Raw genomic sequence first — 11,769 nt, forward strand, 5'->3', positions numbered from 1 at the left:
GCTGCGGGGGTGCGCATCGCCAGATTCACCACGGGAGAAGAACCGACCTTCGGCGTGATCACCGGAGAGCTCGACGAATACGGGCAGCTCGGTGACGACGCCCGGGTCGTGGCGCTCGCCGGAGACCCCCTGTACGTCGGCGTCAAGCTGCTCGAGCAGGAGTACCGGCTGGACCAGGTGCGCCTGCTCGCGCCGGTGCTGCCACGCAGCAAGGTCGTCGGGATCGGCAAGAACTACGCCGCCCACGCGGCCGAGATGGACTCGGAGGTGCCGCCCGAGCCGTTGATGTTCCTCAAGCCGAACACCAGCGTGATCGGCCCGGGGGACACGATCTACTACCCGCGTCAGTCCCAGCAGGTCGACTTCGAGGGCGAGGTCGCCGTGGTGATCGGGCGGATCTGCCGCGACGTCCCCGCCGAGAAGGCGACCGACGTCATCTACGGCTACACGATCGCCAACGACGTCACCGCCCGCGACCTGCAACGCTCCGACGTCCAGTTCACCCGGGCCAAGGGGTTCGACTCCTTCTGCCCGCTCGGCCCCTGGATCGAGACCGACCTGGACCCGGCCGACTTCAGCGCCGGCCGCGCGGTCCAGACCTATCTCAACGGGGACCTGAAGCAGGACGGCACGACCGCCGACATGACCTACGACATCCCCGCCCTGATCGCGCATGTGTCGGCGGCGATGACGCTGCTGCCGGGCGACGTGATCCTCACCGGCACGCCGGAGGGCGTCGGACCGATGCAGATCGACGACGAGGTCGAGGTGTCCGTCGCCGGCCTCGGCTCGCTGACCAACAAGGTGGAAGCACGCGCATGAGTACCCCGACCAGTCCCACCAGCACGCCGGTCCGGGTGCGGATGGCGCCGTCGCCGACCGGCAGCCCGCACGTCGGCCTGGTCCGCACCGCCCTGTTCAACTGGGCCTTCGCCCGGCACCATGCCCGGCACGGCGCCGGTGGCACCTTCGTGTTCCGGATCGAGGACACCGACAAGGAGCGCAGCACCGCCGAGTCCTACGCGGCGATCATCGACCTGATGCGGTGGCTCGGTCTCGACTGGGACGAGGGCCCCGAGGTCGGCGGCCCGCACGGCCCCTACTTCCAGAGCGAGCGCACCGAGAAGTACGTCGACGCCCTCGCCCGCCTCCGCGACAGCAGCTACACCTACGACTGCTACTGCACCACCGAGGAGGCCACCGCGCGACGCAAGGCCGCCGGCTCCAAGGTGCAGGGGTACGACGGCTTCTGCCGGGAGCTCACCGACGAGCAGGTCGCTGCGTTCCGCGCCGAGGGCCGCACCCCGATCGTCCGGTTCCGGATGCCCGACGGATCGATCACCTGGGACGACCTGGTCCGCGGCGAGGTCACCTTCGAGACCGAGTTCGTGCCCGACTTCGCGCTCTGTCGCGCCAACGGTGATCCCCTCTACACCCTGGTCAACCCGGTGGACGACGCGCTGATGGAGATCACCCACGTGCTCCGCGGCGAGGACCTGCTCTCCTCCACGCCCCGCCAGATCGCGCTCTACGACGCCCTGAAGGAGGTCGGCATCGCCAAGGCGACGCCGGCGTTCGGCCACCTTCCCTACGTGATGGGGGAGGGCAACAAGAAGCTCTCCAAGCGCGACCCCGAGGCGCACGCGCTGGCCTACCGCGACGACGGCTTCCTGCCCGAGGGGCTGCTCAACTACCTGGCACTGCTCGGCTGGGCGATCGCGGCGGATCGCGACGTGTTCTCGCTCGAGGAGATGATCGACGCCTTCGAGATCGGTGACGTGAACCCCAACCCGGCCCGCTTCGACAAGAAGAAGGCCGACGCGATCAACGCCTCCCACCTGCGCACCCTCTCCACCGAGGAGATCACCCACCGCGCGCTGCCGTTCCTCAAGCGCGACGGCGTCGTCGGTGATCCGGTCAGCGACGCCGACGCGCAGCTGCTCGAGCTGGCGATGCCGCTGGTCGCCGAGCGGATCAACAAGCTGACCGAGGCCTCGGCGATGCTCGGCTTCCTCTTCGTGGACGAGGCCGACTTCACGGTGGACGAGGCGGACGGCGCGAAGATGCTCGACGAGAAGGGACGCGAGGTGGTCGCCGCCGCGGTGACCGCCCTCGAGGGCGTCTCCTCGTGGTCGACCGCGGAGATCCAGGACGCGCTGCAGGCCGCCCTCGTCGACGGGCTGGGGCTCAAGCCGCGGGTCGCGTTCGGTCCGGTCCGGGTGGCCGCGACCGGGCGCCGGGTCTCCCCGCCGCTCTTCGAGTCGATGGAGCTGTTGGGACGCGAGCGGAGCCTGGGCCGGCTGCGTCGTGCAGTCTGAGCCTGGTCGCTACCACCAGATCCCGGGGCTGGCGGCCCCGGGCGTGTGGCGCCCGCTGGTCGGCGTGGTCCTGCTGGTCGTGCTGGTCTTCGGCGGCCAGCTGGTGCTCTCCACCGTCGTCGGGGTGATCCTGGTGCTCGGCGGTCTCGATGCCGAGACCGCCCTCGACCGGTTGGCCGGTGATCCGGTCACCCCGGTCTTTCTCGCCGTGGTCAACCTCGGCTGGGCCCTCGCGATCCCGGCCGTCTTCCTGGTGCTCTTCCTGCTCCACCGGCTGCGGCCCGGCTGGGCGGCGTCGGTGGCCGGCCGGATGCGGTGGCGCTGGTTGGCGGCCTGCCTGGGGATGGCCGTGGTGGCGCTGACCGCCACCGTGCTCGTCTCGACGTTCCTGCCCAGCCAGGGCGATGCCTCGGTGGAGGTCAGCGGCACCGCGAACGAGTGGAACGCCCAGATGCGGGACTTCGTGCTCGTCGTCCTGCTGCTCACTCCGCTCCAGGCGGCGGGGGAGGAGTATGCCTTCCGCGGCTACCTGACTCAGGCGATGGGCGGTCTCCTGGGACCGTTGGGCGATCGGGTCGCGGTGGTCGGCGCGGTCGTCGTACCGGCGTTCCTGTTCGCCTGCGCGCACGGACTGGGCCAGGACGTGCCGATCTTCTTCGACCGGTTCGCGTTCGGCCTCGTCGCCGGCATCCTGGTGCTGCTCACCGGCGGGCTCGAGGCCGGCATCGCGATGCACGTGCTCAACAACTTCCTGGCCTTCGGCCTGGCGCTGGCGTTCGGCGACATGACCGCGGCACTGACCCCGACGGACGGCACCTGGTGGAGCATCCCGGTGACCCTCACCCAGTCGTTGGCCTACCTCGGGGGGTGCTGGTGGATGGCCCGCCGGATGGGGGTCGCGGACCGCGGGAGGGTGCCCGTTTTGGAGCGGTCGGGCGCCCGCGTGTAGTGTTCCTGGTCGGCCGGGGAGGTGCGAAAAGGCACTGATCCGACCACCCCAGGAGAGGTCTGCGGGCCCCTCCATTGGTCTATGGTGTAATTGGCAGCACGACTGGTTCTGGTCCAGTTAGTCTAGGTTCGAGTCCTAGTAGACCAGCCACACGGAGAGCCGGGCAGATGCCCGGCTCTCGTGCATTTCGCCGGTCCTCCGGGTGGTCCGGGCCCCGGCCGCTCGGGTCCGGTCGGGGTCAGGATGCCGCGGCCGGGTCAGGCGCCGCGTGCCGCTCCGAGCGCGGCCCTGATCATCGGGACCTGGAGCGGCAGCCGGGCCAGCGTCGCCACCTTCAACGCGGTGTTGTCCGTCCGCAGCGCGTCGGAGGCCATCTGCGCGTTGGCGGGGAAGACGCCGACCAGCAGCGCAGCGCTGGCCAGCCCCGCCGCGCGGCGCGTGCGCGGCCACGCCAACCCGGCGGCACAGAGCAGTTCGGCGACGCCGCTGTAGACGATGACGTCACGGTGCGCCGGCACCCAGGCCGGCATCGTCGGCTCGAAGACCTGAGGACGGACGAGGTGCACGATCCCGCTGACCGTGAAGGCGCCGGCGACCAGCTTCGCAGTGCGGGTGAGGGGAGCTGTCATGCCGGCATCGTAGGCGTGACCCAGCGAACACCACCCCGAGTGCCTGCCCGATTTGGTGCGAACGGTCCGATCCCATAGAGTTCACGTGCTGTCGGCGGGAGAAACACCCGCAGATCGCAGCGCCCCCGTTGTGTAGCGGCCTAGCACGCCGCCCTCTCAAGGCGGTAGCGCCGGTTCGAATCCGGTCGGGGGTACAGATCAGAGAAGCGGTCCTGATCGGCGGAGACGCCGGCCGGGACCGCTTCTTCGTTTCCCCGGCGCAGCGCTCGCCGGTCTCGGCGCACGTGAGTGTGCGAAGATTCGGGCAACCGACCGAGAAAGTGAGTGGTCCAGCGATGGCGTACGTGAAGGCGGCGGACCGGTCCCGGCAGATCGTCGAGGCGGCACGGCAGGTGCTGATGCGCGAGGGGGTCAACGGCACCACCCTGCGGTTGGTCGCCCGGGAGGCGGGCATCCCCCAGGGCACGCTGCACTACGTCTTCCCCAGCAAGGAAGAGCTGCTGCACGCGGTGATCGAGGACGTCGCGACCGAGATCGCCGACGTGCTGCACGCCGCCGCGGAGACCGATCGCGGCCTCGAGCACGCGATCCGTGAGGGACTGACGACCTTCTGGCAGCGACTCGTCGCGCAGGACGTGCGCCTGCAGATCATGCAGTACGAGCTCGTCATCTGGGCGCTGCGAACCCCAGGACGGGAACAGTCCGCGCGTTGGCAGTTCGAGCGCTACTGCCGGATCGTCGCCGCGTGGTGCCAGGAGGCGGCGCAGCAGGCCGACGAGACCTGTGCGGTGCCGTTCGAGGTGCTGGCGCGGATGGTCGTCGCCGCCGTGGACGGGGTGATCCTGCAGTACGTCGGTGACCCGGACCCGGAGCGCGCCGAGCGCGACCTCGCCGTCGTCGTGGACATGCTGGTCGGGCTCGCGCAGCCGTCAACGGCCGTCGCGCAGTCGGCCTGACGGCCCGCCCGGCGCTGGCGGAGCGCGCGGGCCAAGAAAAGTCGGTCGCTCGGCCGACTTTTTCTGCTTTTCCATTGTGTTGCGGCCCACATCGCGGCTACGGTCCCGAATAAGTCGGTCAACCGAACAACTTTGGGAGTAGCAGTGGCAACAGATGTGGACGTCGTGATCGTCGGAGCCGGGCTCGCGGGCCTCGCAGCTGCTCGGCAGCTCATCGACGAGGGGCGGTCGGTCCGGGTCCTGGAGGCCCGTGAGCGCGTCGGTGGTCGCACCCGCGGTGGAGTCTTCGCAGACGGGACCCCGATCGAGATGGGTGGCCAGTGGGTCGGGCCGGGCCAGGACGTCGTCGTCGCCCTGTGCGAGGAGCTCGGCCTGACGATCTTCCCCAGCTACGACGAGGGCGAGGCGATCAGCTACTTCGACGGCGCCGCGGTCCGCTACGCCGATGACACCTTCGGTCTGCCCGAGGAGAGCGCTGTCGAGCTCGGCCGACTCTGGGACCTGGTGGACCAGGCGGCGGCCACGGTGCGCCTCGACGCGCCGTGGGAGACCCCGGACGCCGAGGAGCTGGACCGCGTCACCCTGGACGCCTGGCTGGAGCGCCACGCCCAGGACGAGCTGGCCCTGAAGTTCTTCCGGCTGCTGATCCCGGCGCTCTACTCCGCCGAGGCCAACGAGATGTCGCTCCTGCACTTCCTGCGCCACGTCAAGGGTGGCGGATCGCTCTTCCGCATCGTCGCGACGACCGGAGGAGCGCAGGAGTCCCGGATCCAGGGTGGCAGCCACCAGATCGCCGAGCGGCTCGCGGAGGGCCTCGGCGATGTCGTGGAGCTCGGCCGGGTGGTGCACACCGTCCACCACGACCAGGACGGGGTGCGGGTGGAGCACGACCACGGCTCGGTCTCGGCCCAGCACGCGATCATCACGCTTCCGCCGACCCTGGCAGGGCGGCTCCGCTACCAGCCCCAGCTGCCGGCGTCGCGCGACCAGCTGACCCAGCAGATCCCGGCCGGATGGGTGATCAAGGTCCAGGTCCAGTACCCGACCCCGTTCTGGCGCGAGGAGGGCCTCAGCGGATTCACCACCAGCCTCGAGGACGACCTCGCCGTGGTGATGGACAACTCGCCCGCCGACGCCGCGTCGGGAGTCCTCGTCGGCTTCTTCGAGGGCGCCGCGGCACGCCGCGCGAACCGCCTCAGCCCGCAGGAGCGACGAGACCTGGTCACCCGCACCCTGGTGAAGTACTTCGGGGAGAAGGCGGCCGAGCCGATCGACTACCTGGAGGCGGACTGGGCCGAGGAGGAGTTCACCCGCGGCTGCTACGGAGGCCGCCTCGGTGCCGGTGTCTGGACCCAGTACGGACGCGCCCTCGCCGAGCCCGTGGGCCGGCTGCACTGGGCGGGCGGCGAGGTGGCCGAGGAGTGGAACAACTTCATGGACGGCGCCATCCGGTCCGGTCGGCGTGCTGCCCAGGAGATCGTCAAGGGCGATTCGTGAGCACCGAAGGTCCGGCCGCGGGCGTCGCGGCCGAGCGCAGCGGACGATGGTCGGCGGTCGTCGCCTTCTGCCTGGCAGGGGCGGCGACCCAGATGGCCTGGCTCACCTTCGCGCCGGTGACCACGGTGGCCGCCGACCGGTACGGCGTCTCCGAGACCGCGATCGGCTGGCTGGCCAACGTGTTCGCGCTGACCTTCGTCCCGCTGGCGATCCCGGCCGGGATGCTGCTGGACCGCTACCTGCGCGGCACGCTGATCGTCGGGGCGCTCATCACCGCCCTCGGCGCCTGCCTCAGGCTGGGCGGAGACACCTACGCGTGGATGCTGCTCGGCAGCACGATCGCCTCCTTGGGGCAGCCGCTGGTGCTGACCGGCATCGCCGGACTGTGCCGGAACTACCTGCGGCCCAAGGACCGCGCCGTCGGCATCGCCGTCGCCACGGCCAGCGTGTGGGTCGGTTTCGTCGGCGCGTTCCTGGTCGGCGCTGCCTTCTCCGGTGCGGACGACCTTCCGGCGCTGCTGCGGTTCCACGCCGGCTTCGCCGTGGTCGCTGCGATCCTGCTGATCCTCGCGCTGCGTTCGGCGCCGCCGTTCGCACATCGTGTCGCGGCCGCCAGCGCGGCCGAGAGCTGGGCGAGCGTGAAGGCCGTCTGGGGCGACTCGCTGGTCCGCAGGCTCTGCCTGTTCGCGTTCGTCCCGTTCGGCAGCTTCATCGCCCTCACCACCTGGACCCAGAGTCTCTTGGACGACGCGGGCGTCTCCGTCGACGAGGTCGGCGTCATCCTGACCCTCTGCGTCGCAGCGGGCGTCGTCGGCACCGCGACCATCCCGGTGTGGGCCGCGCGGCACCGTCGTGAGGTCGCGGTCGGGATGGCCGGCAGCCTGGTGGCCGCGGTTGCGCTGCTGGTCCTCGCCCTCGCCCCCGGCTTCGGCACCGGTCTCGTCGTGCTCGGCATCGCCGGCCTGATGCTGCTGCCGATGCTCGCCATCGTCCTGGAGATGATCGAACGTCACGGCGGGGAGGCCGAAGGTGTCGCCTCCGGCCTGGTGTGGACGATGGGGAACCTCGGCGGGCTCGTGGTCACCGGGCTGATCGGGTTCACCCTCGGCAGTCCTGGGCTGTCGTTCGTGCTGCTCGCAGGCGTCACCCTGGTCGGCCTCCCACTGCTCGCCCGGATCCGAGGGCCGGTCGCCGCACGGGCGCAGCGCGCCGCGTCCGAAAGTGCTGCGCCAGCGGTGACAGCGGCAACCCAGGACCCCGAGAATGGCCGAGCATCCGTTTAGGCCAGGAAAGGAAATTCCATGTCGCAGACCGTGACGCCCGAGACCTATGTGCGTGCCGAGGTCGATGGTCGGTTCCGGCTCTTCCAGCAGCGGGCAGGGGGAGTGAACGCGTTCTACCTCATCCCGCGTCCGGTGCCTGTCGACGAGCAGCCGGTGGTCCGGATGAACCGGGACACCCTCTACGGCGGCAGCGTGATCGACACCTCCGCCGGAGCCCGGGTCTTCATGCCCGAGGTCCCGGACGACCGTTACGCCTCGCTGTTCGTGATCGACAACGACCACTACGTGCTCGACGTCATCCGCGAGCCGGGCTGGCACGAGATCACCTCCGAGACCCGCTACTGCTGCGCGGTGCCGCGCGTCGAGCTCAAGGACATGCGCGACGAGGACGAGATCGCCCACGTCAGGGGGATCCTGGAGCAGTACAAGATCGAGGCGGGCAGCGCCGAGACCTTCGAGGCGCCGGACTGGGACTGGGACTCGATGTTCGCGTTGCGGGCGCAGTACGAGCAGGAGTTCCGGACCTTCGCCCAGTACCCGGCCGACTGGATGGACAAGCGGGGCGCCGCGAACGACGCCACCCGGCACCTGGCTGCAGCCGGGGCTTGGGGTCTCTTCCCCGAGGACGAAGCCGTCTACATCAACTACACGGGTCCTCAGGATGCGTCGAAGGCCTACGTCGGGACGTACACGCCCCCGCCGTGCGACGCCTTCTGGTCGATCGCGGTCTACGGCGAGGACGCGTTCTTCCACTCCATGAACGCCACGTTGTCCCCGGAGACGACGACGTTCAACGACGACGGCACCTTCACCGTCTACTTCGGCTCCGAGGAGCTCGTCGGGGACAAGCCGAACCGCCTCGACATCTCCGAGGGCTGGAACTTCCTGATGCGTGCGTACGAGCCCGGTGACGACGTACTCGCTCGCAAGTACGTGCTCCCGGAGGTCGCCGAGTACCGCGGGTGACCTCCGGCGGCAGTCCGCCGCCGAACCGACAGGCGGTCCTCCCGACGCGGGGGACCGTCTGTCATGTCGGGTGGGCGTCGCAACGCCTACCCGTAGGCCGGGCTTGCCGCGAGGTGGGCCGCCCGGCCGTCGGTCCGAGAGACGGCCGGTCGGGGAGCGGCTGTGGCATCGCGGCTCACCCGACCGGCCGGCCGCTGCGGGTCTGCGCTCCCGCGCGGCGGTAAGGCAAGCCTCACCTACATTGTCGTGGATTGCCAGGGGAGTGCGCGTGATCTGTGTCTCACCGTCGTCGACCGTGCTCTCAGGGCCGTGTCCGATTCCCGCGAGAATCCCGCGCTCGGACGCGGCAGGATGGAGGACATGACCTCACTCGCGACCACCGCGGCGGCCCTCGACCCCGAGGCCTGCTACGCCGCGGTGCGTTCTCGGGATCGCCGCTTCGACGGCGTCTTCTACATCGCGGTCAGCACCACGGGGATCTACTGCCGTCCCTCCTGCCCGGCCCGCACGCCGGCTGCGGCGAACGTGACCTTCCATCGCAGCGCGGCGGCCGCCCAGGAGGCGGGCTACCGCGCGTGCAAGCGTTGCCTGCCCGACGCGGTCCCGGGGTCTCCGGACTGGGACGTGACGGCGACGGTCGCCGGTCGTGCGATGCGGCTGATCTCCGACGGGGTCGTCGACCGGGAGGGCGTGGACGGCCTCGCCGGCCGGCTGGGCTACAGCAACCGCCACCTCGGGCGGCTGCTGCGCGCCGAGCTGGGCGCCGGCCCGTTGGCACTCGCCCGGACGCAGCGCGCCCAGACCGCCCGCGTGCTGGTGGAGACGACCGAGCTCCCGTTCGCCGACATCGCGTTCGCCAGCGGTTTCAGGAGCGTGCGGCAGTTCAACGACACGCTGCGCGAGATCTACGCGACCACGCCCAGCGGGCTGCGGGGCCGCCGCGGCGCAGCGAGACGCCGCGAGAGCGGTTCGATCGCGCTGCGTCTGGCCGTTCGCGCGCCCTTCGCCGGTGTCGCCCTGGGTCGGTTCCTGGCGGTGCGGGCGGTCACCGGCGTCGAGCAGGTCGAGGTGGCGGCGGACCGTGTCGTCTACCGCCGCACCCTGCGTCTGCCGCACGCTCCCGGCGCGCTCCGCGTCGACCTGGTCGACGTGGCGGCGGGGGAGCCCGCGCAGCTCGACGTACGGCTCACCCTGACCGACCTCCGGGACACCGCGACCGCGCTCTCCCGTGCCCGGCGTCTGGTCGACGCCGACGCGGACCCGCTCGCGGTCGCCGAGCACCTCGCTCGCGACCCGGCGCTCGCGCCGCTGCTGGCTCGCCACCCCGGACTGCGGGTGCCGGGCCACGTGGACGGCGACGAGCTCGCCGTCCGGGCGGTTCTCGGCCAACAGGTCAGCGTCGCCGGCGCCCGCACGGTGGCCGGTCGGTTGGTCGCGGAGACGGGCACGCCGTACGACAGCGGGGTCGAAGGGCTCACCCACCTCTTCCCCGATGCCGCCGCGATCGCGGACCTGGACCCCGCGTCGCTCCCGATGCCGCGGGCGCGCGGCCGGGCACTGACCGGACTGGCGGGGGCGCTGGCAGACGGGCGCGTGGTGCTCGACCGCGGCCCGGACCGCGATGAGGTACGACGCGCGCTGCTCGCGCTCCCCGGCATCGGGCCGTGGACCTCGGACTACATCGCACTGCGCGCGCTGGGCCACCCCGACGTCTTCCTGCCCACCGACGTCGGCGTGCGCCACGCACTCGCCGCGCTGGGGGGCGCGTCGGACACCGCGCGGTGGGCGCCCTGGCGCTCCTACGCGCTGCTGCACCTGTGGACCTCGCTCGAGCCCGACCCGGGTCGAGCCCAGACGGAGAGGGCGAACACGACATGTGGACAGTGACCGAGAGCCCGGTCGGGCCCCTGCGGATCGTGGCGCGCGACGGCGCCGTCACCGCGATCGAGTTCACCCCGTTCCGCGACGGGGACGGCCGACCTCGCGGCGACCGTGATGACGGGGCCGCCGTGCTGGTCGAGGCGGTCCGGCAGCTGGCGGACTACTTCGCCGGCCGACGGACCACCTTCGACCTCCCGCTGGCTCCGGACGGCACCGACTGGCAGCGCGCGGTGTGGGACCAGCTCCGTGCGATCGGATACGGCGAGACCGCTTCCTACGGGCAGATCGCCGCCCGGCTGGGGCGGTCGAACGCCGCGTCCCGCGCCGTCGGACTGGCCAACGGTGCGAACCCGATCCCGATCGTCGTGCCGTGCCACCGGGTGATCGGCGCGAACGGCACGCTCACCGGTTACGCCGGTGGTCTCGACCGCAAGCAGCTGCTGCTCGAGCTCGAGCAGGACGCCCTGTTCTAGGGGGTCTCCGGCGACCCGGCGCTCACTCCGCGGCGGCGCGGCGCAGCGACTCGGAGAGGCGCTCGGCGGCGGCCAGCACGGCGGGTGCGTGCATCCGGCCGGGCTGGCGCGTCAGGCGCTCCAGCGGACCGGAGACCGAGACCGCGGCGATCACCTTGCCGCCTGGCGACCGGACCGGGGCGGAGACCGACGCGACGCCCTGCTCCCGCTCGCCGATCGACTGCGACCAGCCGCGGCGACGGATCGCGGAGAGCTCGGCGGCGGAGAACGCTGCGTTCTGCAGGCCCCGGTGGATCCGCTCGGGGTCGTCCCAGGCGAGCAGGACCTGCGCGGCCGAGCCCGCCCGCATCGTCAGCTGTGAGCCGACCGGAATGGTGTCGCGCAGGCCCGACGGGCGCTCCGCGGCGGCGACGCAGACACGGTGGTCACCCTGGCGTCGCCACAGCTGGGCGGACTCGCCGGTGATGTCGCGGAGGCGGGCCAGGACGGGGCCGGCGGTGGCCAGCAGGCGGTCCTCGCCGGCGGCGGCGGACAGCTCGGCCAGTCGCGGACCGAGGACGAACCGTCCCTGCATGTCCCGGGCGACCAGTCGGTGGTGCTCCAGGGCGACCGCCAGGCGGTGCGCGGTCGGGCGTGCCAGGCCGGTGCCGGCCACCAGGCCGGCCAGGGTCGCGGGCCCCGACTCCAGGGCGGTGAGAACCAGCGCCGCCTTGTCGAGAACTCCGACTCCGCTCGAGTTGTCCATATGGCAATACTGCCGTCTCAGATCATGGGATGCAAGGGGTAGAGTGGAACCCGCAGGTTCAACGACGTACGA

At 71.3% G+C, this 11,769-nt stretch carries 11 protein-coding genes and 2 tRNA genes; 11 read left to right on the top strand and 2 right to left on the bottom strand.

The annotated features are described in order from the left end of the window. Positions 1 to 9: 9 nt before the first annotated feature. The 4 genes from FIV43_RS02460 (at position 10) to FIV43_RS02475 (ending at position 3,417) form a co-directional block, all read left to right on the top strand. Positions 10 to 822 carry a fumarylacetoacetate hydrolase family protein gene (locus FIV43_RS02460; RefSeq protein WP_141012842.1) on the top strand — a complete coding sequence of 271 codons (813 nt, stop codon included), beginning with the start codon at positions 10 to 12 and terminating at the stop codon, positions 820 to 822. Further along, positions 819 to 2,318: a glutamate--tRNA ligase gene (gene gltX, locus FIV43_RS02465; protein WP_141012843.1), complete on the top strand. Its 1,500-nt coding sequence runs from the start codon at positions 819 to 821 to the stop codon at positions 2,316 to 2,318. The genes FIV43_RS02460 and gltX overlap by 4 nt, the downstream gene beginning before the upstream one ends. Further along, on the top strand, positions 2,308 to 3,267 hold the full coding sequence (locus FIV43_RS02470; RefSeq protein WP_141012844.1) for a CPBP family intramembrane glutamic endopeptidase: 960 nt from the start codon (positions 2,308 to 2,310) through the stop codon (positions 3,265 to 3,267). The genes gltX and FIV43_RS02470 overlap by 11 nt, the downstream gene beginning before the upstream one ends. A gap of 75 nt (positions 3,268 to 3,342) precedes the next feature. Further along, positions 3,343 to 3,417 (top strand) — tRNA-Gln (locus tag FIV43_RS02475). Between the two features lie 107 nt (positions 3,418 to 3,524). Here the strand turns inward: FIV43_RS02475 and FIV43_RS02480 are convergent. Next, on the bottom strand, positions 3,525 to 3,896 hold the full coding sequence (locus tag FIV43_RS02480; protein ID WP_141012845.1) for a DoxX family protein: 372 nt from the start codon (positions 3,894 to 3,896) through the stop codon (positions 3,525 to 3,527). Between the two features lie 121 nt (positions 3,897 to 4,017). Here FIV43_RS02480 and FIV43_RS02485 point away from each other — a divergent pair. The 7 genes from FIV43_RS02485 (at position 4,018) to FIV43_RS02515 (ending at position 10,952) form a co-directional block, all read left to right on the top strand. Continuing rightward, positions 4,018 to 4,090 (top strand) — tRNA-Glu (locus tag FIV43_RS02485). Positions 4,091 to 4,231: 141 nt separating this feature from the next. Then, entirely contained in the window at positions 4,232 to 4,852 is a 621-nt protein-coding gene (locus FIV43_RS02490) for a TetR/AcrR family transcriptional regulator (RefSeq protein WP_181407654.1), read from the top strand. A 144-nt stretch (positions 4,853 to 4,996) separates the two neighbouring features. After that, a complete protein-coding gene (locus FIV43_RS02495; protein WP_141012846.1) occupies positions 4,997 to 6,349 on the top strand; it encodes a flavin monoamine oxidase family protein in 1,353 nt (450 codons plus the stop codon). Continuing rightward, positions 6,346 to 7,632 carry an MFS transporter gene (locus FIV43_RS02500; protein WP_231123641.1) on the top strand — a complete coding sequence of 429 codons (1,287 nt, stop codon included), beginning with the start codon at positions 6,346 to 6,348 and terminating at the stop codon, positions 7,630 to 7,632. Before FIV43_RS02495 ends, FIV43_RS02500 begins: the two co-directional genes overlap by 4 nt. Before the next feature lie 18 nt (positions 7,633 to 7,650). Beyond that, a complete protein-coding gene (locus FIV43_RS02505; protein ID WP_141012847.1) occupies positions 7,651 to 8,598 on the top strand; it encodes a DUF1214 domain-containing protein in 948 nt (315 codons plus the stop codon). Between the two features lie 360 nt (positions 8,599 to 8,958). Further along, positions 8,959 to 10,485 (top strand): AlkA N-terminal domain-containing protein, encoded by a 1,527-nt coding sequence (locus FIV43_RS02510; RefSeq protein ID WP_141012848.1) that lies wholly within the window; start codon positions 8,959 to 8,961, stop codon positions 10,483 to 10,485. Next, positions 10,473 to 10,952 (top strand): methylated-DNA--[protein]-cysteine S-methyltransferase, encoded by a 480-nt coding sequence (locus tag FIV43_RS02515; RefSeq protein ID WP_141012849.1) that lies wholly within the window; start codon positions 10,473 to 10,475, stop codon positions 10,950 to 10,952. Before FIV43_RS02510 ends, FIV43_RS02515 begins: the two co-directional genes overlap by 13 nt. 22 nt (positions 10,953 to 10,974) lie before the next feature. Here the strand turns inward: FIV43_RS02515 and FIV43_RS02520 are convergent, their stop codons facing one another. Then, positions 10,975 to 11,697, bottom strand: coding sequence for an IclR family transcriptional regulator (locus FIV43_RS02520; RefSeq protein ID WP_141012850.1), 723 nt, complete (start codon positions 11,695 to 11,697; stop codon positions 10,975 to 10,977). Positions 11,698 to 11,769 lie beyond the last annotated feature (72 nt).

It is taken from the genome of Nocardioides sambongensis (genome assembly GCF_006494815.1).
GTDB lineage: Bacteria > Actinomycetota > Actinomycetes > Propionibacteriales > Nocardioidaceae > Nocardioides > Nocardioides sambongensis.

What these genes read in the sequence shown, in the direction of transcription:
- FIV43_RS02505 (WP_141012847.1), top strand. Translation starts at nt 7,651, where the DNA reads ATGTCGCAGACCGTGACGCCCGAGACCTATGTGCGTGCCGAGGTCGAT.
- FIV43_RS02480 (WP_141012845.1), bottom strand. Translation starts at nt 3,896, where the DNA reads ATGACAGCTCCCCTCACCCGCACTGCGAAGCTGGTCGCCGGCGCCTTC.
- FIV43_RS02510 (WP_141012848.1), top strand. Translation starts at nt 8,959, where the DNA reads ATGACCTCACTCGCGACCACCGCGGCGGCCCTCGACCCCGAGGCCTGC.
- FIV43_RS02515 (WP_141012849.1), top strand. Translation starts at nt 10,473, where the DNA reads ATGTGGACAGTGACCGAGAGCCCGGTCGGGCCCCTGCGGATCGTGGCG.
- FIV43_RS02490 (WP_181407654.1), top strand. Translation starts at nt 4,232, where the DNA reads ATGGCGTACGTGAAGGCGGCGGACCGGTCCCGGCAGATCGTCGAGGCG.
- FIV43_RS02520 (WP_141012850.1), bottom strand. Translation starts at nt 11,697, where the DNA reads ATGGACAACTCGAGCGGAGTCGGAGTTCTCGACAAGGCGGCGCTGGTT.
- gltX (WP_141012843.1), top strand. Translation starts at nt 819, where the DNA reads ATGAGTACCCCGACCAGTCCCACCAGCACGCCGGTCCGGGTGCGGATG.